Genomic DNA, 22,323 nt, shown 5'->3' on the forward strand with positions numbered 1-22,323 from the left:
TGGTAAAGCAAAAAAGAAAAGGATGCAGACATGAAGAAAAAGACAGTAAGAGATAACGGAAAGATTTTATCAGGAATATGTTTTGCACTGATCATTGGATTCGCCAGATATCTGCCGGTTGTGGCACTGGTTCCCCTGACACTTCTTTATCTGGGAATTGATGAGACACAGAAATATACGATTATTTTTCTGGGAACCTTTTTTCAGCTGGTACTGATGGTATGCGATACCGTATCCGGTGTAGACCGAAACATGATAAATGCGGCGAAAACGCTGGGTGCCAGCAAATGGCAGATTTCTGGATGGAAAAAGGTGAGTGCGAGACGGATGATCTGACAGATTTCTTTGAACTGGTAAAATAAAGAAAATTACAGAAAAATATACAAAAATGCATTGAAAAATTTGGTAGCAATGACGGCAAAAATTTTAAACCTCACGAATTGTTTTTGAGACTGAAATTTGTTATAATTACAAGAAAAATAGGACTGTTCAACAAATAACAGTCAATCGGATTTTCAATATACAAAAACGGAGATCGTATTGAAAACCAGTCAGGAGAAAACATGAAAAGAGGAAGCATTTTTGAACTGAACGGCATTCCGAAATTTCAGGAGGCACTTCCGCTGGCATTGCAGCATGTAGTCGCAATGATTGTGGGCTGCGTTACACCGGCAATCATTGTAGCCGGAGCAGTAGGTGGTGATGGATTAAGTGCAAAAGACAGAGTGATTCTGATTCAGGCATCGCTGGTGGTATCGGCATTGTCCACATTGCTCCAGCTATTTCCAATTGGAAAGAAGAAGGGATTTAATTTAGGATCTGGTCTTCCTATGATCATGGGAGTAAGTTTTGCCTATGTACCGAGTATGCAGGCAATCGCAGAAGGGTACGGAATCAGTACGATTCTGGGAGCACAGATCATTGGCGGCATTGTGGCAATTATCATGGGACTTCTGGTTAAAAAAATTCGCGTATTTTTCCCGCCGCTGATTACGGGAACCGTTGTATTTACAATCGGACTTTCCCTTTATCCGACAGCAATTAATTATATGGCCGGCGGAACAAGTAATTCGGATTATGGTTCCTGGCAGAACTGGCTTGTGGCATTTCTGACACTGGCGGTTGTGACAGGACTGAATCATTTTGGCAGGGGAATTCTGAAACTGGCCTCTATTTTAATTGGTATCATTGTAGGATACGTGGTTTCAATTCCGTTTGGAATGGTCAGTCTGTCAAGCGTGGGACAGGCAAAAATGTTTCAGCTTCCGCAGTTCATGCATTTTGGAATTCATTTTGAGATTTCTGCCTGTGTGGCAATCGGGCTGCTGTTTGCAATCAACTCTGTTCAGGCAATCGGAGATTATTCTGCGACAACGATCGGTGCTATGGATCGTGAACCGGAAGACAGAGAATTACAGAATGGTATCACCGCATATGGAGTAACAAATATAATCGGAGCTCTGCTTGGCGGACTTCCGACAGCAACGTACAGTCAGAATGTTGGTATCGTGACAACGACAAAGGTTATTAATCGCTGGGTGCTTGGGCTGGCAGCCGTGATCCTTGGTGTCGCAGGAATCGTACCGAAGTTTTCAGCGCTGCTGACTACGATTCCACAGTGTGTTCTTGGTGGTGCGACGGTTTCTGTATTTGCTTCGATCGCCATGACCGGAATGAAGCTGGTAGCGTCCGAAGAGATGGATTACCGAAATTCCTCAATCGTTGGTCTTGCGGCAGCAATCGGTGTGGGTGTTTCACAGGCATCCGCGGCACTTGCAAGTTTTCCGGGGTGGGTAACAACGATTTTTGGTAAATCTCCGGTCGTACTTGCAACATTAATCGCAGTTATATTGAACATCATACTGCCGAAGAGCAGTGATGAAAAGAAACATGAAGCAAGACTCAGAAAGAGAGTCAAAGAACGTATCCGCAAAGACCATGAAGAATTTGAACGGCATTAAGGATTACATACCACAGAAAATAAAAAAGACAGTGACGAATTATTCGCCGCTGTCTTTTTGTATGGTGCTGCATCAATCAGAATTAAATGTCCTGAATCAAAATTATTTACGATATACAAATTCCGGCAGACCATCTTCTCCGAGAGGAACAGAGATATTTCCCTGAATTAGCGGACGGGCATAACGGATAAAATCTTCGGTAACATCATGTCCGTCTGGAGTGATCCATTCAACAGGGACTGTTTTTTCTTCATTGCAGATGGCGTTGACATCTTCAAGTCCGCAAACCATCTGATAAGATCCGTCTGTAACGGTCTGGCGGATAAAGGAAACCATTTTTCCTGTTTCTCCGTCAAGGGCAGCCTGTACACCGAATTTTCCGGCGTCAATAGCCTCCTGCTGATCCGTTGCGGAAATTAAGGCAGCAGAGCAGCGCTGGCTGACATTAAGCTCAACAGAACGTGCCTTGACACCAAGACGGCTGCGTACCAGATTTTCCAGATATTTGCCACATCCGGCAAGCATCTTATGACCGAAAGTATCGGTACCTACGGAACTGTCATATTCACAGATGAAAGTACCGTCAGCATCATGAATACCTTCGGAAACACAGACGATAAGATTACAGTTTTTCTCAAAAGCTTTTTCAAGATCACGCAGGAAAACATCCTGGTCAAAAGCAACTTCCGGAAGGTAAATGAACAGAGGATTGTCTCCTTCGTATTTACGCGCAAGTGCACTGGCAGCAGTGAGCCATCCGGCATGACGTCCCATAATCTCGATGATCGTGACAGATTTTTTTTCATAGACGTTGGCATCTGTCGTAATCTCACGCACTGTAGCAGCAACGTATTTGGCGGCACTTCCGAAGCCTGGGGTATGATCGGTATTTACCAGATCATTATCGATCGTCTTCGGTTCACCGATCACTCGGATTGGACTGCCGATGCTTGCCGCGTAGCGGGAAAGTTTACTGACGGTATCCATGGAATCATTACCGCCAATATAGAAGAACCAGCCGATATTAAGTTCCTCAAATTTGCGGAAAAGTACCGGATAAACCGGATCTTCGAGAGATTCCGGCAGTTTGTAGCGGCAGGAACCGAGATAGGCACCCGGGGTATGGGTTAAGTATTCAAGCTTTTCGCCCGGAAGAACTTCTTCAAAGTCAAGCACACGGTCATTCAGAAATCCTTCAATGCCGTTTACCATACCATATACATGTTCAATCGTGTCAGGATGGGCAAGGCCTTCAGAGACAACTCCATAAAGACTGCTGTTGATAACGGCAGTAGGTCCGCCGGACTGACCGACAATAAGATTTTTTTTTGCCATTGTATCTACCTCCGATTAGGATAATAATAGATTGCTGCGAACAGTAACCATAATAAATTCATTTTAACATATCATGGGAAAATCTCATAGCCATTTTTGTGAAAAAGTGATATCATGGGAGAAACAGAGTTGCTGTGAACGGAGTGAACAGTAACAAACAGATGAGATATGGATGAGGAGAACACAAATGAAAAAATTTGCCTGGTTTTTCCCGGTATCAGCAGGAATCCTGTGGGGATCCGTTGGGATTTTTATACGGTCTTTAAGTGGCTATGGAATGGATACTGCGACGATCGTCGGATCGCGGACAATGATTTCTGTGATTCTGATGCTGATTGGAATTGCTGTAATTGATAGGAACCAGCTGAAAATACGTCTGAGGGATCTGTGGATCTTTGTGCTGGCAAGCTGGCTTGGCATGCTTGGGGTAAATCTTACCTATAATGAAGCGGTAAATTATGTACACTTGTCACTGGCAGCAGTGCTTCTGAGCCTGTCACCAGTGTACGTTCTGATTCTTGCGAGAGTGTTTTTTAAAGAAAAGATCACTATACGTAAGGCCGGCTGTGCAGCACTTGCAATTTTCGGATGCAGTCTTGCAAGCGGATTGCTGGAAAGCCTTGGAGGCATGAAACTCAGCGGTTACGGAATTTTTCTCGGAGTGGCAAGTGGCGTTTTTTATGCCATGTACAGCATGTTCACCAAAATTGCCATGAAAAGAGGCTACTCCGGACTGACGATCACGTTTTACTGTATGGTTGTGATTGCGGTGACATTGATTCCGTTTACCGACTGGAAGATCCTTGGAGCGTATTTTACAGAAGCTCCTGCACATGGTGTTATATTTATGGTACTTCATGCAATCTGTGGTGCAGTCCTTCCGTATACATTTTATACGATTGGTTTTCAGTATATGGATGCGGGAAAAGTCTCCATTCTTGCAGCCGGTGAGCCGGTGGCAGCGATGGTGTTCGGCATTTTCTGTTTTGGAGAGATACCGACTGCAATCGAATTTGCCGGACTGTTCCTGACTGTGATCGCAATTGTCCTTCTTGGAATGCCTGAAAAGGTACGCAGCAATAAAACTAAGCCTAAGGAGTATGATTATGGAAGAAAACAAAAACAACACTCAGAAACAGCCTGAACAAAAGAAAAAAAAGAAGAGTGATGTGCTGTTGACGATCGCACTGATCGTTGCAATCGCGGTTTTCTGCTACGCGGCATTTAATCTCTACCATATTTACACGGAATACAAAAAAGGCACAGATGAATACAATCAGATCGAGGAAATGGCAGTTACCGAGCGTGATGCTGACAGTGGCGAAGCTGCCGGACCAAATGCACAATTAAAACCGCCGATCGAGGTGGATTTTGACAAACTCAAGAGTGTCAATGAGGATGTTGTGGGATGGATTTATGTAGATGCACTTCCGGATATCAGCTATCCGATTGTCAAAGGTAAAGATAACCAGACATACCTGCATCAGACCTATGAGAAAAATTACAACTTTGCCGGAACGATTTTTGTGGATTATGAAAACAGTGGTGATTTCAGTGATTGCAATACACTTGTATATGGCCATAATATGAAGAATGGTTCGATGTTCGGACATCTGAAGAAATTCAGAGAGGATGACAGGCTTTATAAGCAGGATAAATATTTCTGGATCCTGACACCGGAGCGCAATTACCGTTATGAGATCATTTCTGCTTATACAACCGGCGTAAACAGCGATACCTATACACTGTTTAAAGGTCCGGGCGAAGAGTTCGAGAAATATCTGGAGACGATTAAAGGTTACTCCGAAATCCAGACAGATGATACAGATCTGACGATCAAAGATAAGATCGTGACATTGTCTACCTGTACAGGCAATGAATCTACCCGTTTTGTCGTGCAGGGTAAGAGAGTTGATGCGGAGGACGCAGATAGTGCTGCGGCGAATACGGGCAGTACAGCCGATGAGGAAAATACGGATGAGATATCTCTTGATATCGCAGGATAAGGGAGGGTTTTTACATGGATGAAAAGATCGTGAAATTACAGGAACTGATCGATGGGCATGACAACATCGTGTTTTTCGGAGGGGCCGGTGTTTCGACAGAGAGTGGAATACCGGATTTCCGTTCTCAGGACGGGCTTTATCATCAGAAATATGACTTTCCGCCGGAGACTATCTTAAGTCACAGCTTTTTCTTAAGTTATCCGGATGAATTTTATAAATTCTACCGTGATAAGATGCTCTGCGATACCGCAAAACCAAATGCAGCTCATCTGAAGCTTGCAGAACTGGAAAAGGCAGGCAAACTCAAAGCAGTGATCACACAGAATATCGATAATCTTCACCAGATGGCAGGCAGTCAGAAGGTACTGGAACTTCACGGAAGTGTTTACCGCAATCACTGTATGCGCTGTGGAAAATCTTTTGACTTCGCACATATGAAACACAGTACCGGTGTGCCGCGTTGCGAATGCGGAGGTATGATAAAGCCGGATGTGGTGCTTTATGAAGAGGGACTGGATACAAATACGATCGAAGAATCGGTGAGAGCAATTTCGAATGCGCAGATTCTGATCATCGGAGGAACGTCGCTTGCAGTATATCCGGCAGCAGGTCTTATTGATTATTTCCGCGGCGAAGCACTTGTAGTGATCAATAAATCCTCCACACCGAGAGACAGAAATGCCGATCTTCTGATCAAAGAGCCGATCGGACAGGTCTTTTCACAGATAAAAGTAAATCAGAAATAAGGAGAATGACAGAGCATGGGACTTATCTATGATGTTGGAGATATTGTGACACTCAAAAAGGGACATCCATGTGGAAGTAAAGAGTGGGAGATCCTGCGTGTGGGAGCTGATTTCCGTCTGAAATGTATGGGATGCGGACATATGATCATGGTGCCACGCAAAATGGTAGAAAAAAACACCAGAAACTTAAAGAAAAAAACGCAGGAATAATCTGTTGTCAAAGGAGCAAACAAATAACGTGATCTATATCAGTCATCTGCTTCCGGATGAAGAAATGCAGGAACTTTTAAAAAACAGTGAACTTGGAGTGGAAAGCATTGAGTTTTCCATTTCAGAAAATCTGGATAATCTTGACAGAACAATAGAAACATACAGAGAACGACTTGCGAAGATGGGAAACCCGCCACTGACACTGCATGGCCCGTTTCTGGACCTCATCCCGGCAACATTTGACAGTATGATACGCCGTGTGACGATGGAGCGGTTTGAGCAGTGTTATCAGGTTGGTAAGTTACTTGGCGCAAAAAAAATCGTATATCATTCAGGAATGATCCCTGCAGTATATTACCGTCAGGGCTGGGCGAATCAGGTGAGTCGGTTCTTTAACGATTTCCTGCGGGATAAAGATGGACTCGAAATTGATATGGAAAATGTTCTCGATGAGGACTGGCGGCTTTTGCGTGATGTATACGAGCAGGTGGAGCATCCGGACTTCGGACTCTGCTTTGATATCGGGCATGCACATTGTTACTCCGATATTCCGGCTATTGAGTGGGCAGAGGAACTGGCACCTTATGTCCGTCATGTTCACATTCATGACAATGCCGGAGAAAGAGATTCTCATCTTGGACTTGGCAGAGGAAATCTGCCGTGGAGAGAAGTTCTTTCATATTTGCCGCGGACGGAGACACGTACATGGACGATTGAATGTATGAATATAGAAGATGTACAGATATGTATACAATCTTTATTGACATAAATTTATCAAAATGATATACTTTAAAAAAATTAGATAACCAGACGTGGTCTGTCGTAAAAGGCAGTTTAACGTAATCCGGTGAGAATCCGGAACAGTTCAAATAGCTGCTGTGAATATGCTTTTTGCATAATAAGTCAGATTTAACACGTTGTACAGAGGACAGAGGCCCATTGCAAATGGGACTCTGTTTTTGTTGTCTTAGGGGGGAAACGTTCAATATGGAACGACTGAATGATGAAATAGGCTGGAATCAGTTAAGGTATGATATCCGTACATATACAGCACAGAATGAGCGAAACAGAAGAGGCGGAGAGGCCGGAAAGGTCCCTGATGGATATAAATATATAGGTGACAGATGTTTTTTGAACAATGGCAAAGTGCATGAGGTGGTTTTGCCGGAAGAATGCCGTATTATCGGAAAACAGGCATTTGAAGGCTGCCAGTTTCAGAAGGTAGTAGCATTTCCGGAGGGTTTACTCGAGATAAAGAAAAGAGCTTTTGCAGTAAATCACAGACTCAGGAAGGTTGTTTTTCCAAAATCATTAGAAAAGCTTGGAGCACAGGCATATCAGGAATGTAATAAGCTTCATCGTGTAGAGTTTCCAAATAATAGCCGCTGTACTGTTATTTCAGAGGCAGCATTTGATTCGTGCGTAAATCTTATATCCGTAAAACTTCCCTGTCGCACACAGGTCATTGAGCGCAGAGCATTTTACAGATGTAAAGAGCTTAAAGAAATCAACTTACCGGCGACTGTAAGAGAGATAGGTGAAGAAGCCTTTTATTTTTGTGCAATGGAAGAACTGGAACTTCCACCGAATTTAAATGTAATCGGAGAAAGTGCTTTTTTCCGCTGCAAACAGCTCAGAGAGGTTTATATTCCGGAAAGCGTAAAAATAATCGGGCGTTGGGCATTTCACGGATGCAGCAGGCTGGAGCGGGTGGAGATCCTTCATGATCCGGAAGAAATCGGACCGTGGATTATTAATAAAAGCTGTACACTTGTCTGTCGAAAAGGCAGTAAGGTAGATCATTATGCAAGGAAATATGGCTTCAAATGTGAGTATGTGGAAGAAATGATGGAGAGAAAAGAAGGTTAAGTGGAGAGAACAGAAAGCGATCATTTATGAATAAAAAAAAGATAATTGCGTTACTTTGTGCGTCGGTACTGGCAACAAATATATATCCTGATATATCAGTGCATGTAGCAGAAGCAGCGGCAGAGCAGCCGGGAGAAAATCAAAACACAGAAAATAATTCAGAAAGTAATTCAGGAAATACGCAGGAAGCGGTAACACCGTCTGAAGCCCCGGGGGCAGATGCAGCCCAGAAGGAGCAGACTCCAAAGCCGGAGGAGGTACAGGATACACAGGAGAATACGGCGCAGCCCAAAGCTGAGCCGGCAGAAAAAAATGAATCAGAATCGGAACAGGAGTCACAGAATCAGGAATCCCAGAATGAACAGACGCAGGAAAATGGGCAGCAGGAGGGAAATACTCAGGTGACTGCTTCGAATACTGAGGAGGCAGTTCAGTATGTTGTGAATGCAGTTGCGTCAGCAATAGATCAGGAAACTCCAGATATGTCTTCTGAGATTATGACTGCTTTTATCAGTGCATCTAATTTATACGAACAGAATTATGATGTTTACAGCGCCATTCATGAAAATTATCCTGATGTAGAGAAAAATCTGACAACGATCCGAAACCGCATTATGAGTGTGATAAGTACAGACCAGGATGTGACGGCAGATACATGGATCTGGTATATGGCGCTTCATGTTGAAAAACCAGAGCAGCAGATACAGGATCAGACTGTCCAATTGTATGAAAAACTTAATCCGGGAAGTCAGGCAGAATTGAAATATGCCATCGATATTTCCTATACAGATATACGAAGTGGTGAAGCATGTGGTTCTGCAGATAATACATCACTTCTTTTTCCTGTACCCGAAAATTATAAAAATCTGAAAAATATGCAGGTCTTTACCGTAAAGCCGGCAGAAGAAGGTAAAGAAAGCACGATTACCCTGCTGAAGCCGGTTGATAATGGAGATGGAAGATTTTATATAGAAAATGCAAAGGATATTCAAAATATTTACATTGCAGATGTCAGTACAACGATACAGAAGATCACACTGGACAAAAATGCAAGTGTCAATATAGGACAGAGTACCGTGTTAAAAGTGGGTACAGAGCCGGAAAAAATCACAGAACCATATGAACTTGTGTGGAAAAGCAGCAACGAGTCTGTTGCAACTGTGAAACAGGACGGGACGGTAACCGGAAAAAAACAGGGAAAAGTGACGATCAGTGTTTCGGTAAAATACGACGAAAAAATAAATGCGTCCTGTACCCTTCAAGTCGTACAGGGAGCAAATGCTCTTACAAAAACGGCATCACAGGTTATAAATGAGACGAGTACATATATAAAAAATTTAGATAAAAATCCAACAATCGGGAGCGAGTGGTTCGTTCTTGCACAGGCAAGAAACGGTACCAGTCTGAATCTCTCCTATTTTTCTACATATTATAATCATTTCGCAAATTATCTGAAAGAAAAAAAGGGTGTCCTGACCAATACGATTAAATACACAGAGTATTCCAAGGCAATTTTAAGCCTGACTGCGATTGGAAAGGATGCAAGAAATATTGACGGCTACAATTTATTTGAGCCGATCGCAGACTTTGATAAGACCGTTGAGCAGGGACCAAATGGTGCAATATGGGCACTTCTTGCAGTGGACTGTAATCCGGCATATTCCTTCCCGAAGGTAAAAAAGGGTGGAAATCAAAATTCCAGAGAAAAGTTGATCAATCATCTACTGAGTGTACAGATGCCGGGCGGCGGCTGGGCAATGAGTGGCACAAAGGCAGATTCAGATCTTACCGGAATGGCATTACAGGCACTTGCCCCATATTATCACAAATCCGGCTATGAAAACGTAACGGCTGCGATTGATCAGGCTTTGGATGTGCTGTCAAAAATGCAGAACAGTACAGGAGGCTTTTCTACAATAAATGGAAATGATTCAGTAGAAACTGTGGAATCCTGTGCACAGGTACTGACTGCTCTTTGTGCACTTGGAATAGATCCTGAGAAGGATCCACGCTTTATAAAGGGCGGCAAATGGATGGTGGAAAATCTGATTTCCTATCATCTGGACAGCAGTGGCTTTATGCATGTGAAAGCCGGAAGTGGAAACAATGGGGGCGGAGAAGCCGGAAAGGTTAATGGAATGGCGACAGAGCAGGGCTATTATGCATTGGTTGCTTACCAGAGACTGAAGAACGGACAAACTTCTTTATATAATATGTCAGATGTTAAGCTTACTGCCGGCGGGGCCGGAGATGGAAAAGGAACAGGCATTGAAGTACCGACTCCAAAGCCAACAAAGAAACCGACGAAGAAACCAGCTTCCTCAAATAAAAGCAATAAGTCGAATAAATTAAATAATTCAGGCGAAGAAAAGACAAACAAGACTGCACCGGGTGGCTCCGGTAAATCGCTTTCCGGGGGAGGCAGCAGTAAAAAAAGTACAGATAAAAAGGAATCCGATTCAAAAGAAAAAGATAAAAAATCTTCAAAAGGATGGGGATTTAAGGCAGAAAAATACGTAGAAAAAGAAGATTCCAAAACAGCAGGAAAGAAGCTTGACAGCAAAAAAGCAAATAGTCAGAAGGCAGAAGCTGCTGTGGAAGAAGAAAATGAGAGCACAGAAGATCAGACAGCGGCAACAACCAAAAAGGAAATACCGGCTGCGTTATGGGGCCTTGTCGGACTTATTACAGGAGTAGCTCTCGCAGGTGGAATACCGCAGATCATAAAACGGAGGAAAAAGAAAAAAGATGAAGATAAAAAATAAATTTACCGGATTGCTTCTGTGTCTGGCATTGGGAGCAGCATCTCTGACCGGGTGTGGCGGGGAAAAAGCAGCAGAGCCGGTGAAAAACGAAGCTTCTAAAGACGCGGGAAAAGAAGATAAAAAAGCAGATACAAAGGAAGAAAAGCCAGAGAAAAAAAGTGATAAGTCTGCATTAAAAGAAGATAATCAGATTCCGGAAGACGGTGTGATCACGAAAGAACAGATGGAAAGTATTGCAGGAGAAAAGGGAGAATATCGCTTCCACGGAGAAACATCTGATGGAATCAAATATACATGGATTTATGATGGCAGCAAGATAAAAAATCCTATTGAACAGAAGTTAAAAGTGGAATTTTCCGAAGAAAATCTGGATGAAATCAAAAAAGCGGCTGATGATGCCCCATATGCAATGCAGGTAAAGCTTCAGGAAATGGAGCTTGCAGCACCGGCAACTCTTGAAGTGACACTTACGGAGAAATGGGATGCAGACAGAGTACTTTACTGTATTTATGAAGATGAGACACTGTATCAGCTGGACGATGCGAAGATCGAAAATGCAAAAGAAAGTGAAGAGTCTGAAGAAAACGAAGTTTCCAAAATTTCATTTCAGGTAAATAAAGCAGACGGGGATGTCAACGTGCTTCTCGGCGGTTCTACGGAAGGAACCGATGAAGAAGAGCAGACAGCTTCAGACGAAATGCAGAGTGGTGACGAAAGCTACGATGGAGAAAACAGCGAAACGAATGCAGGCTCTGAGGCACAGGAGGGAGGCCGCAACGCAGAGAATAATGCAGGAAGCTCTTCAGAAGAAGAAAGCCATATCTGTACGATTTCTATTGAATGCTCCTCAATTCTTGATAAATGGGATGATCTGAAATCTTCAAAGGCAGAGTTTGTTCCGTCTGACGGATGGATTCTTTATCCGTCTGAAATTTCATTTACACCGGGCGACACAGTGTTTGATGTGCTTAAAGATGCATGTGGTCAGGCTGGAATACAGATGTCTTCCAGATATACACCGTTGTATGGAAGCTATTATATAGAAGGAATCAATCAGCTTTATGAATTTGACTGTGGACAAAATTCCGGCTGGATGTACAGTGTCAATGGCTGGTTTCCTAATTATGGATGCTCGGAATATAAAGTAGAGGACGGCGATAATATCGAGTGGAAATATACCTGTAATCTTGGTTCAGATGTAGGAAATGGATATGCAGGATAAGGCTCAGGTGGATGCATTTTCAGGGTGTCATCCGATTTTAAATTTTTTTTACTTCGGAGTGGTGCTGGTTTTTACAATGTTTAACCAGCACCCTGTGTTTCTCGGGGTGTCTTATGCAGGTGCGCTGGCATATTCTGTCCTTCTGCTTGGATGGAGAAAAACATTAAAACACAGCTTTCTTATGACACTGCCCGGACTTTTAATAGTAGCGTTTCTAAATCCCATGTTTAATCACTACGGTGTTACGATGCTTTATTATATTGAAAGCAGTGGGAACTGGGTAACTCTTGAGGCACTGGTTTACGGTATTGTGCTGGGTGCAGTTATGTTTGTCGTGATCCAGTGGTTTTCCTGCTACAACAAAATTATGACCAGTGACAAGTTTATTTATCTTTTTGGCAGAATCATCCCTGCCTTGTCACTGATTCTTTCCATGGCACTGCGGTTTGTTCCACGCTTTATTAACCAGCTTCATATTATAAGAAATGGACAGAAATCCATGGGAAGAGATACTGCGAATGGAAATATTCTGCAAAGAGCACGTCACGGTTTGAATATATTGTCTATTCTCGTGACATGGGCACTTGAGAATGCGATACAGACCTCCGATTCCATGCAGAGCAGAGGATATGGACTTCGTGGAAGGACTGCATTCTCAATCTACAGATTTACGAAAAGAGATAAAATCCTTGGCGTGATCATGACAGGATTGTTTGCCCTGATCGTGACAGGATGTGCACGCGGAGCAGTTTTTGCCCAGTATGATCCGCGTATTTTGCTGGCCGGTTTTACTATTCAGGGCAAAAATGCACCGGTTGAATGTAGTACGGCATTTGCATTGCTTACATATCTTGCATTTGGGATTTTTTGTTTTATCCCTGTGATCCTGGATATGGCAGAAGCAAAAAGTCTGGAGCGAAGCCGCAAAAACATCGGGCAGGACATTGGAGTGACTTATCGGCAGATCTACGAAGAAACAGAACGGGAAGGGTTATAAAAAATGAATATAATCGAGGTAAAGGATTTTAGCTTTTCCTATCCGGATCAGAGAAAAGAGGCATTGGTACATGCATCTATGGAAATTCAGGAAGGAACGCTGAATGTAATCTGTGGAAGAAGTGGCTGCGGAAAAAGTACGCTTTTAAGGCAGATGAAATCAGTTTTGGCACCACATGGAGTGTCGTCAGGAAGTATTTTGTTTAAAGGAAAAGCACTCAACAAGGTAGACCATCGGATGCAGAGCAGCGAGATCGGTTATGTGATGCAGAATCCGGATAATCAGATCGTTACCGATAAAGTCTGGCATGAGCTTGCATTTGGGCTGGAAAGCCTTGGATATGATACAGAGGACATCCGGCTTCGAGTAGCAGAGATGGCGAGCTATTTTGGTATTCATCAGTGGTTTTATAAAAGTGTCGAGGAGTTGTCCGGGGGCCAGAAGCAGCTTTTGAATCTGGCATCTGTCATGGCAATGCATCCGTCACTTTTGATTTTGGATGAACCCACCTCGCAACTGGATCCGATCGCGGCTTCTGATTTTCTTGCGACTGTACGAAAGATCAATCGTGATATTGGTACGACAGTGATTATAACAGAACATCGTCTTCAGGATATCATTCCCTATGCAGATAAGGTGTTTGTTATGGATAAGGGAAGTGTTTTTCTTGAGGGGACACCGCGTGAGGTGGGACAGAAGCTGAAAGCAGAGGACAGGGGAATTTATCTGTCTATGCCGGAGCCTGTGCAGATTTATGGAGAAATTGACAATGATCTCCCATGCCCGCTTACAGTCAGTGAGGGAAGAATCTGGATAAGTAATTATCTGGAAGCAAAGAAAAAAAGCGGCGCGGTACAGGCAGAAAATCCGGAACACGGAGATTCAATGCCAGAGTCAAAAGAAGATGAGAAACAGAAGACTCTGAAATCCGGAAAAAACAGTCTGTGTGCGATCGAGCTTAAAGATGTCTGGTTCCGTTATGAGAAGGACAGTCCAGATGTAATAAGGAATCTTTCATTAAAGGTTGATAATGGTGAATTTTATGCGCTGGTAGGTGGTAATGGAACGGGAAAAAGTACAACGCTGTCACTTGTAAGCCGGGTGCGTCAGCCATACAGGGGAAGAATTTATCTGGATGGAAGAGATATTCGTTCCTTTAGAGACAAAGAGCTGTATAACGGATACCTCGGTGTGCTTCCACAGGATCCGCAGAGTATTTTTCTTAAAAAAACAGTGCTTGAGGATCTTTATTCTGTGATCGGAGGCAGAAAGAATAAAAAATCACCGGAATATCCGATAGATATGAAAAAGGAAAAGGCAATTGAAGGAATCGTCAGCCTGACAAAGCTTGAGGAATTACTGGAAAGACATCCTTATGATTTAAGTGGCGGGGAACAGCAGAGACTTGCCCTTGCAAAAGTACTGCTTCTTCGGCCGAGGATTCTTCTGCTGGATGAGCCGACCAAGGGAATGGACGCAGAATATAAACAGGAATTAGGGAAAATACTGAATAAGCTTCAGCAGCATGGAATGACTGTTTTTATGATTTCTCATGATGTTGAGTTTGTGGCGGAGTATGCAGACCGGGTTGGACTGTTTTTTGAGGGAAATGTCATTACAAGTAAGGAGACGAGGGCATTTTTTGCAGGCAATAATTTCTACACGACAGCCGCCAACCGGATGGCAAGGCAGTTCTTTCCGGATGCAGTTACAGGAAAGGATGTGGTGTCATGCTTAAAGAAGCTGAGTTAGACCGTTTTCTGGACGAATTTTTTGATGGCACCATGCTGGTACAGTCCGAAGAAAAAAATACAGATGAGAGCACAGAGGATTTGGAGGAATATACACTTCCGACAGATGGGCTGATCATTCGCCAGATGAAAAGAGATGGAAAAGTCAGCAGGCGTACATGGGCGGCACTTGCGCTGATGGTGATTATTGTACCGCTGATCCTCTATCTTTCAGTGAGAATTTTTCACGGAAGAAGATATATGGTGTGCAGCCTGATCGTTGTTGTTGCAGCGATGCTTCCGTTTTTTATGATGTTTGAGGGAAGAAAACCAAAAGCAAGAGAAATTATGGTGATTTCCGTACTGGCAGCCATTGGAGTGGCAGGAAGAGCAGCCTTCTTTATGCTGCCGAGTTTCAAACCGATTGCGGCAATCGTGATCCTTACCGGAGTTTCCTTCGGAGGAGAAGCTGGTTTTCTGGTCGGCTGCATGATCATGATGATCTCGAATATTTTTATGGGACATGGTCCATGGACACCATGGCAGATGTTTGCGTTTGGCGTGATCGGATTCCTGGCGGGAATCCTTTATCAGAAGGGAATCCTGAAAGCAAGAAAACCGGATCTCTGTATTTATGGTTTTCTGAGTGTCTTTCTGATTTATGGAGGTATTATGAATCCTGCAAGTATTCTGATGTCTTATGGATATATAACAAAAGAAAGTCTGATTGCTTATTACATTTCAGGTGCACCGGTTGACCTGGTGCACGCAACCTCTACCGTAATTTTTCTCTGGTTTATGAGTAGACCATTGCTGGAGAAACTGGAAAGAATCAAACGGAAGTACGGGTTGATTGAAAGTGATAATAAATAAGAAAAAAGAAAGGAATTATATGAAAAGAAAAAAACTGATTATGAAAAAACGGGCTTTAAGCTGGATACTGGCACTGACGTTGTCTGCAACCAGCTTTGCCCTGCCGGTTTCGGCTGCTGAACTGGACGATAATGTTCAGGTAGAAAACAGTGGAGAGGACGAGATCAGTGATTTTGACAATGATGCGGATATAGAAATCACGGATAACGGGCAGGGGACAGATGACGGAGCATCTGAAACTGTCGATGTAACAGAGGATGAGAATGTAGAAGATTATTCGGATTTCCCGGGTGGAGAAGAGGCAGATACGGACATAGACGCATTTGCTTCTGAAGAGGATGGACAGATTGCGACACTTTCAGGTGTGGGAACAGAAGCAAATCCGTACATGATTGAAACTGCAGCAGATGTTCCAGAGGAGATTGCAGAAGGAACTGTTTATGCACTGGGCGGTGACATTATACTTACGGAAGGACAGCAGATCAGTACGATTGCCGGAACACTGGACGGAAAAGGCCATGTGATCACACTGGCAGATAAACCACTGGCAGAAACAGTCAGTGGAACAGTACAGAATCTGGGAGTTCAGGGAAGTGTGACATTGACTCTTTCCGATGCACAGGGAGGTATGGTCAATACCGTCACTGCTACAGGTACGATCCGAAACTGCTATTGTACAGTTGATTCAAAGGCAGCAAGCGCTTATATGGATACAATAGGAGGAATGGCAGGAAATCTGCAGGGAACTGTATGCAACAGCTATTTTGCAGGAAATACCGATAATTTTGGAGGCGGTATTGCAGCAACAAATACTGATTCATATAAAATCAGCCATGCACTTTGGACTTCTGGGATGTCGGCGGTTGGAATGGGTAAGTCTGACAACACATCGGAAGACAGTAAAACAAAGGTGACAGCAGATGCGATTAAAACAAAGGTTGCTGTCTTAAATACAGAAATCGCAGCGACGGGCTATTACTGGGTGCTTCCAACAGATGGAAGAAATAATGGCCTTCCGGTTTTACAGGAAGGGACATTTTCTATTGAAGTGAATTGGGACGACCTGAATACGGCTATTCAGCAGGCTTCTGTACTGAAAAAGGAAGAATATACAGAAAATACATGGAATTCAGTGGAAACAGCTTTAACTGAAGCGAATGAACTGAAAGAAAAAGAAACGGCAACGCAGTCTGAGATAAATGCAGCAACAAAAAAACTGACAGATGCGATCGCGGCTCTTAAGAAACCACTTCCATCTGAACCGGTGGCATTGCCGGCAGATACAAGTAAGATTACATATATTACAAGTCAGACAGATTTCTCCAAAATGAGTTATGCTACAAAGGATTCTTATTTTGTTCTTAACGCGGATATTACATTGAACAGCAATTATGAAGATGAGAGTTTCTACATGCCATATGAAACATTTGCCGGTGTTTTAGATGGTCAGGGACATACCATCACATTTGATGGTGCACCCAAAATGTTTGCCGGAATTGCTGCAACGGGTGTGATCCAGAATATTGGTTTTAATGGAACTATGGCAGATAATAATGGTGATCCGGTAGGACCTCTTGGAAGATATGTGAGAGGTTCTGTCATCAACTGCTGGTCCAATATAAGCGGAAAAAATGCGTGTGGTATAGCTGGCGGTGTTTCTGATGAAGCCGTTATTTCCAACTGCTTTGCATACGGCGAAAGTCCAAAAGGTGGAATTGTAAATACATGTGCATCAGGTTTTACCGGTATGATCAAGAATACACATTGGCTCACCTCCTCTGTTGTACCTTCATATTCAGAAGGCACACTTATAAATTCCGGAGCAGTAAGCGAAGAGATCATGAAGACGAAAGACTTTATCTCTGCTCTTAATAAAAATCGTGGTGAGAATGGAATCAGCTGGGGACAGAGCAGCTCCGGATTTGCCTATTTCGGCGAAGATCAGGAATATACTCCGGGAAGCGACTGGCCGGAGCTTCCGGAAGGGGAATACTGCGATATTGCATTTACAAATTACAATGATTCAGAGGCAGTAACTCTTGAGGATGCGAAACTTCAGGTTTCGCCGGATTCTGTAAATGCCTATAAGATAGCAGGTACATTCAGCCTGCCGGGATATACAGTTCCGGATGGTTGTACAGTGTACTGGTCAGTAGAGAATCAGAAGCCGGATAAAGCCGTGGCAATCGCGGAAGAAGGCGGAGAATTCTATGTTTACAAAGATGGAAAGGCAACTGTAAAGGCTACTCTGGTTGATGCGGAGGCAAATCCAGTTCAGACACTTGCTTATGCAGCAGTTATTTCCAAAACATCAAAGATCGAAGCTATTCAGTTATATATTGATGATCAGGATGTAACAAACAAGAATTATATAATTGAAGGATCTGCGACAAAATCCATCAAAGTAAAAGCACAGTATGAAGGGGAGACAGGCTTTAAGGATGCAGCATATTCCAGCTTTACATATCAGGCAGAAGATACTGACCTGATTTATAATGAAAGCGTATACAGCTCTTTCTACTTCAAAAAGCCGGGTACCTCTGCAATCAAAGTTACTTCAAGGAACAATCCGTCTGTAAGTGCACCAGTAAATCTTACTTCCACCTATGTAGCAGTTGAATCTGTGAGACCGGCGCTGGAAGACGGATCAGAAATTGAAATTCACGGAAGAAATGCAAATAGTGACGGACAGGAAACAGACGGCCGTGTAGCATTTAATCCGGTTCATGGAACCGTGATCGTAACACCGGAGAATGCAAGTTATGCAGACAACTGGGAGATTACAAGCGATAACGAGACCATCGGATACTACGATAACGGATCAAAGGTGTATGTTCCAAAACAGGCCGGTACAGTTAAATATACAGCAACATTGACGGATATGAATCCGAATACTGGTGACGAAAATACAGTAACCGGAACATCTTCTGTAACTTACAGATATAAGAACCCGCTGACAGAGATAAAAGTAGCGGGAGACACTTCTGATTTCAGCGTAAAAGCACAGGAGAGTACAGATTTTGCACTTGATGTAAAAGGAACTTTATCTGATCAGAGATATGAAGTTACAGAACCGTCCGTCAACTGGACATTTGACAAAAAAGGCGTTGCAACGATCACAAAGACAAAAAGCGGTGCCTGGAAGAGGGTAGATGGAGCCCCGGATACAAACAATTATTTCCTCTGCTCTGAGTACAAAATCACAGGAATTTCCGAGGGAACAGTAGTTGCTACCGGAACACCGGTGGATCAGACTAATAATCCTGTCCCGATCAAACTGACAATTACCGTAACAAAGGGAGACAAGGCAGATACAGATAATCTCGCTCTTGCCAAAGCAGGTGCAGACAGTGCGGCAACATGGATAAAAGGACAGGCAAAAGATACTCTGGAATGTACGAAGGATGAGTGGACGGTATTTACACTTCTTCGCCATGGGGAAACACTCAGCGATGCACAGAACAGAAGTTATTATGATTCTGTAGTGAAAACAGTGAAGACATGGACAGATCAGAAACCGACCGATATTGCAAAAGTATCCCTTGCACTTACGATAATGGGAAAAGATATCACAGATGTAGATGGTGTGAATCTTGCCGAAATGATGTATAACTCTACACACTTGCTGGATGGTTCCAACGAACTGATCTGGGTACTTCTGGCACTGGACGCTGCGAATATTCAGATTCCGGCAGATGCAAAATGGAGCAGAGAATCCATGATCAGTGCACTTCTGGCCTACCAGAATGAGAAGGGATTTTTCGGCCTGTTTGATAACAGAGGTGGAAGTGTCGATATTACAGCGATGGCATTGCAGCCACTGGCACGTTATCAGGTAACAGATGCAAAAGTGGAAGCAGCAGTAAAAAAAGCAGTTACATGGCTCAAAGGAGCAGTGAAAGACGATTTTGGATACGGAACTCCGGAGTCAACCGCACAGGTACTGATTGCTCTTTCGGCACTGGGTATCGACCCGACCGTATCTGATTCCGGATTCGGAACAGTCAACATGAATATGATCACCAGCATGATGGCATACAAATGTGAAGATGGCGGATTTGCCCATGTTCTTGGAAATGCGACAAATGGAATGGCTACCACACAGGTACTTGAGGCACTGGATGCCTATATATTATTCAAAGAAAATAATGCTGCATACTGGGATGTGGCAGGAAGCGCGCATGTTTCCCATAACTGGGACGAAGGTGTCGTTACAAAAGAGCCGACCTGTACAGAAACAGGTATAAAGACTTATACATGTACAGAATGCAATGGAACAAAGACAGAAGAGATTCTGGCACTCGGACATACATGGAGCAACTGGACGACAACGTCTGAGGCAACCGTATTTGCAAAAGAGGTGCAGAAGAGAACCTGCTCCGTCTGCAAAACGACAGATACACGTGAAGTCGGAAATAAACTCAAAGCAACTATGAAAGTTTCCGCAAATACCGTCCCGTTAAAAGTAAAACAGTCCATCCGTAACTTCAAAGTGACCGGCATGGCAAAGGGTGATTCCGTAAAATCATGGAAATCCAGCAATACAAAAATTGTGAAAGTTTCCGGCAAGGCAAACGGAACCTGTAAGATTTCCGCACAGAAACGAACCGGTACAGCCAGGATCACGATCACACTCAAGAGCGGACTGAAAAAGACGATCAAGATCAAAGTTCAGAAGTCCGCAGTCAAAACAACAAAGATCACAGGATTTAAGGGCGGAAAGAAATCCATTACCCTGAAAAAAGGAAAGAAATTTACACTTGTTCCAATCTGCAAACCGATTTCAAGCAGAGAAAAAGTTACCTTTACAAGCTCCAACAAAAAAGTTGCAAAAGTTGATTCCAAAGGACGCATCAAAGCACTGAAACCGGGCAAAGCAACAATCACAGTCAAGGTTGGAAACAAAAAAGCGAAATTTAAAGTGACAGTTAAAAAATGAGGAAAGACCGCATGAAAAAATGGAAAAGTTATTTTCTGGCGGTAATTGCTGCAATCTGTATGCTCTGGATTTTTCCGGAGCATACACCGGCAGCAACAAATGAAGCCGTCATTTCCGTAGAGAAGGGAACTCTGGGACAGGGATATATCATAGAACCGACAGCAGTGACACTTCAAAGTGGAGATACTGTAAAAACAGTTACAGAACGAGTGCTGGAAGCAAATAGCAGATCCGCGCTTACGACAATGAACAGCACATACGGATACTATCTTCAGGGAATATCAGATCCGAACAGAGGTGCAATTTCAATTCCTGCGTTTGTACAGCAGATGATCACAGCGAAAAATCTGAGTGTCAATGTAGAAGATATAAAAAATGCACAGTATCTGAATGAATTTGACTATACCCCACAATCCGGATGGATGTATTGCGTCAATAATGTTTATCCGGAAGTTGGCGCAGCCTCAACGAAGGTAAGTAGCGGAGATGTGATTCGCTGGCAGTTTACTCTGGTCGGACAGGGACAGGATCTTAAAGAAGGTGATCCGTCGATTTCTGCCAGCGAGAAGCTGAACAGGGATAACCTGTACAAAACAATGGCTTATATACATAAGACCAGTGAACTGATGAACCGGTCAGATATCAGAGCAGCATATGTAAGCTGCATCAATGTATTGGGAAATCTGACATCGAAAAAAAGTGATCTGACAGATTATGGCACTTTGAACCTTGCTGCACAGAATATCGGAATTATTTCGCCGGTAGACTTCGTGGTCGGCGAGAGCAATACTTCGGCGAAAGTAAGCTATGGGACACCGGCTTCAGACATTACGTTTCCGACATCACTCATTGGACAGAAAAATACGATAAGTGACACCGGCATTAATACCATCAACATCTGGAATGTGACCTGGCAGTGCGCAGATTATAATCCGCAGAAACCGGGCTTCTATGATTTCAAACCGATATTTCAGTTGAATGAGGCGAAGTACATATTAAAAACGAATGCAAGCCTTCCGACATATAAAGTAACCGTACTGAAAGAAAACGGAGAGGAACCGGATCCTGTTGTGCCAGATCGAGTAGATCCGAAACCGGTCACACCGCAGGAACCGACGGTATCAAACGTAAATTTATCTGTCGGCCGAAAAACGGTAAATGTTGCTTATGCAAAAAAAACACTCAATCTGAACATCAAGGCAGAGAAGGGTGCTTCTGTCAGCGTAAAATCGGCAAACAAAAAGGTCGTTTCCATCGATAAGAAAAAAAGAGCAGTGATCTGCGGAACGGGAAAAACAGAAATTACGGTTACAGCATCGTTAAAAGGTAAGAAAACAACCGTACTTAAGATCCCGGTATCGATTACGCCGATCAGACAGAGTGCACCGGCACTGAAATCATCGAAGTCAAGACAGATGACCGTCTCATGGAAAAAAGATACCCGTGCGACCGGTTACCAGATCATGTATTCCACAGACAAAAAATTCCGTAAAAACGTTAAGACCGTCAATATCAAAAAATACAAAACCACACGCTGCACAGTAAAGAAACTTGCCAGAAACAAACGTTACTATGTGCGCCTTCGAAGCTACAAAAAAGTTTCCGGGGGAAAGCTGTATGGAAGCTGGAGCAGTATGAAAAATGTAAAAATAAAAAAATGAAGAAGCAAA

16 protein-coding genes are annotated in these 22,323 nt (G+C 43.3%); 15 read left to right on the plus strand and 1 reads right to left on the minus strand.

What is annotated here, in order from left to right; all coding sequences use genetic code 11:
* Nucleotides 1-30 precede the first annotated feature (30 nt).
* Together H8Z79_RS03855 and H8Z79_RS03860 are read left to right on the plus strand one after the other, a co-directional pair.
* Nucleotides 31-336 carry an ABC transporter permease gene (locus H8Z79_RS03855; RefSeq protein WP_015542365.1) on the plus strand — a complete coding sequence of 102 codons (306 nt, stop codon included), beginning with the start codon at nucleotides 31-33 and terminating at the stop codon, nucleotides 334-336.
* A gap of 227 nt (nucleotides 337-563) precedes the next feature.
* Nucleotides 564-1,961 carry a uracil-xanthine permease family protein gene (locus tag H8Z79_RS03860; protein WP_015542366.1) on the plus strand — a complete coding sequence of 466 codons (1,398 nt, stop codon included), beginning with the start codon at nucleotides 564-566 and terminating at the stop codon, nucleotides 1,959-1,961.
* 102 nt (nucleotides 1,962-2,063) lie between these two features.
* Here H8Z79_RS03860 and H8Z79_RS03865 read toward each other — a convergent pair whose 3' ends face one another.
* On the minus strand, nucleotides 2,064-3,296 hold the full coding sequence (locus H8Z79_RS03865) for a 6-phosphofructokinase (RefSeq protein WP_015542367.1): 1,233 nt from the start codon (nucleotides 3,294-3,296) through the stop codon (nucleotides 2,064-2,066).
* A 187-nt stretch (nucleotides 3,297-3,483) separates the two neighbouring features.
* Between H8Z79_RS03865 and H8Z79_RS03870 the strand changes: the two genes are divergently transcribed.
* The 13 genes from H8Z79_RS03870 to H8Z79_RS03930 all read left to right on the plus strand — a co-directional run bounded on the left by H8Z79_RS03870 (nucleotide 3,484) and on the right by H8Z79_RS03930 (nucleotide 22,314).
* The gene (locus H8Z79_RS03870; protein ID WP_015542368.1) at nucleotides 3,484-4,440 is read left to right on the plus strand and encodes a DMT family transporter; all 957 of its coding nucleotides are present in this window, start codon (nucleotides 3,484-3,486) and stop codon (nucleotides 4,438-4,440) included.
* Complete coding sequence (gene srtB, locus H8Z79_RS03875; RefSeq protein WP_015542369.1) at nucleotides 4,403-5,302, plus strand: class B sortase; 900 nt, start codon at nucleotides 4,403-4,405, stop codon at nucleotides 5,300-5,302. The genes H8Z79_RS03870 and srtB overlap by 38 nt, the downstream gene beginning before the upstream one ends.
* Nucleotides 5,303-5,316: 14 nt before the next feature.
* Nucleotides 5,317-6,048: an NAD-dependent protein deacylase gene (locus H8Z79_RS03880; RefSeq protein ID WP_187002724.1), complete on the plus strand. Its 732-nt coding sequence runs from the start codon at nucleotides 5,317-5,319 to the stop codon at nucleotides 6,046-6,048.
* Nucleotides 6,049-6,063: 15 nt separating this feature from the next.
* Nucleotides 6,064-6,258 (plus strand): DUF951 domain-containing protein, encoded by a 195-nt coding sequence (locus H8Z79_RS03885; RefSeq protein WP_015542371.1) that lies wholly within the window; start codon nucleotides 6,064-6,066, stop codon nucleotides 6,256-6,258.
* 28 nt (nucleotides 6,259-6,286) lie between these two features.
* Nucleotides 6,287-7,027 (plus strand): sugar phosphate isomerase/epimerase family protein, encoded by a 741-nt coding sequence (locus tag H8Z79_RS03890; RefSeq protein ID WP_118039784.1) that lies wholly within the window; start codon nucleotides 6,287-6,289, stop codon nucleotides 7,025-7,027.
* A 218-nt stretch (nucleotides 7,028-7,245) separates the two neighbouring features.
* Entirely contained in the window at nucleotides 7,246-8,127 is an 882-nt protein-coding gene (locus H8Z79_RS03895) for a leucine-rich repeat domain-containing protein (protein WP_187002725.1), read from the plus strand.
* 26 nt (nucleotides 8,128-8,153) lie between these two features.
* Complete coding sequence (locus H8Z79_RS03900) at nucleotides 8,154-10,892, plus strand: Ig-like domain-containing protein (protein ID WP_118039783.1); 2,739 nt, start codon at nucleotides 8,154-8,156, stop codon at nucleotides 10,890-10,892.
* Nucleotides 10,876-12,114, plus strand: a complete 1,239-nt coding sequence (locus tag H8Z79_RS03905) for a DUF4430 domain-containing protein (protein WP_118039782.1) — start codon at nucleotides 10,876-10,878, stop codon at nucleotides 12,112-12,114. The genes H8Z79_RS03900 and H8Z79_RS03905 overlap by 17 nt, the downstream gene beginning before the upstream one ends.
* Nucleotides 12,104-13,111, plus strand: a complete 1,008-nt coding sequence (locus tag H8Z79_RS03910; RefSeq protein WP_015542375.1) for an energy-coupling factor transporter transmembrane component T — start codon at nucleotides 12,104-12,106, stop codon at nucleotides 13,109-13,111. Before H8Z79_RS03905 ends, H8Z79_RS03910 begins: the two co-directional genes overlap by 11 nt.
* Before the next feature lie 3 nt (nucleotides 13,112-13,114).
* Nucleotides 13,115-14,863 (plus strand): ABC transporter ATP-binding protein, encoded by a 1,749-nt coding sequence (locus tag H8Z79_RS03915; RefSeq protein WP_187002726.1) that lies wholly within the window; start codon nucleotides 13,115-13,117, stop codon nucleotides 14,861-14,863.
* Complete coding sequence (locus tag H8Z79_RS03920) at nucleotides 14,842-15,714, plus strand: ECF transporter S component (protein WP_118039781.1); 873 nt, start codon at nucleotides 14,842-14,844, stop codon at nucleotides 15,712-15,714. The genes H8Z79_RS03915 and H8Z79_RS03920 overlap by 22 nt, the downstream gene beginning before the upstream one ends.
* A gap of 19 nt (nucleotides 15,715-15,733) precedes the next feature.
* Nucleotides 15,734-20,653 carry an Ig-like domain-containing protein gene (locus tag H8Z79_RS03925; protein ID WP_147348996.1) on the plus strand — a complete coding sequence of 1,640 codons (4,920 nt, stop codon included), beginning with the start codon at nucleotides 15,734-15,736 and terminating at the stop codon, nucleotides 20,651-20,653.
* 11 nt (nucleotides 20,654-20,664) lie between these two features.
* A complete protein-coding gene (locus H8Z79_RS03930; RefSeq protein ID WP_182279234.1) occupies nucleotides 20,665-22,314 on the plus strand; it encodes a DUF4430 domain-containing protein in 1,650 nt (549 codons plus the stop codon).
* Nucleotides 22,315-22,323: the final 9 nt, after the last annotated feature.

Origin of the sequence: Blautia intestinalis (genome assembly GCF_014297355.1) — a bacterium.
Classification (GTDB): Bacteria; Bacillota; Clostridia; order Lachnospirales; family Lachnospiraceae; genus Blautia_A; species Blautia_A intestinalis.

Bases quoted from the DNA above. Each gene is read 5' to 3' on its own strand.
- H8Z79_RS03930 (WP_182279234.1), top strand. From the start codon at position 20,665: ATGAAAAAATGGAAAAGTTATTTTCTGGCGGTAATTGCTGCAATCTGT.
- H8Z79_RS03905 (WP_118039782.1), top strand. From the start codon at position 10,876: ATGAAGATAAAAAATAAATTTACCGGATTGCTTCTGTGTCTGGCATTG.
- H8Z79_RS03885 (WP_015542371.1), top strand. From the start codon at position 6,064: ATGGGACTTATCTATGATGTTGGAGATATTGTGACACTCAAAAAGGGA.
- H8Z79_RS03855 (WP_015542365.1), top strand. From the start codon at position 31: ATGAAGAAAAAGACAGTAAGAGATAACGGAAAGATTTTATCAGGAATA.
- H8Z79_RS03910 (WP_015542375.1), top strand. From the start codon at position 12,104: ATGCAGGATAAGGCTCAGGTGGATGCATTTTCAGGGTGTCATCCGATT.
- H8Z79_RS03870 (WP_015542368.1), top strand. From the start codon at position 3,484: ATGAAAAAATTTGCCTGGTTTTTCCCGGTATCAGCAGGAATCCTGTGG.
- H8Z79_RS03925 (WP_147348996.1), top strand. From the start codon at position 15,734: ATGAAAAGAAAAAAACTGATTATGAAAAAACGGGCTTTAAGCTGGATA.
- H8Z79_RS03895 (WP_187002725.1), top strand. From the start codon at position 7,246: ATGGAACGACTGAATGATGAAATAGGCTGGAATCAGTTAAGGTATGAT.
- H8Z79_RS03900 (WP_118039783.1), top strand. From the start codon at position 8,154: ATGAATAAAAAAAAGATAATTGCGTTACTTTGTGCGTCGGTACTGGCA.
- H8Z79_RS03860 (WP_015542366.1), top strand. From the start codon at position 564: ATGAAAAGAGGAAGCATTTTTGAACTGAACGGCATTCCGAAATTTCAG.
- H8Z79_RS03920 (WP_118039781.1), top strand. From the start codon at position 14,842: ATGCTTAAAGAAGCTGAGTTAGACCGTTTTCTGGACGAATTTTTTGAT.
- H8Z79_RS03880 (WP_187002724.1), top strand. From the start codon at position 5,317: ATGGATGAAAAGATCGTGAAATTACAGGAACTGATCGATGGGCATGAC.
- H8Z79_RS03865 (WP_015542367.1), bottom strand. From the start codon at position 3,296: ATGGCAAAAAAAAATCTTATTGTCGGTCAGTCCGGCGGACCTACTGCC.
- srtB (WP_015542369.1), top strand. From the start codon at position 4,403: ATGGAAGAAAACAAAAACAACACTCAGAAACAGCCTGAACAAAAGAAA.
- H8Z79_RS03915 (WP_187002726.1), top strand. From the start codon at position 13,115: ATGAATATAATCGAGGTAAAGGATTTTAGCTTTTCCTATCCGGATCAG.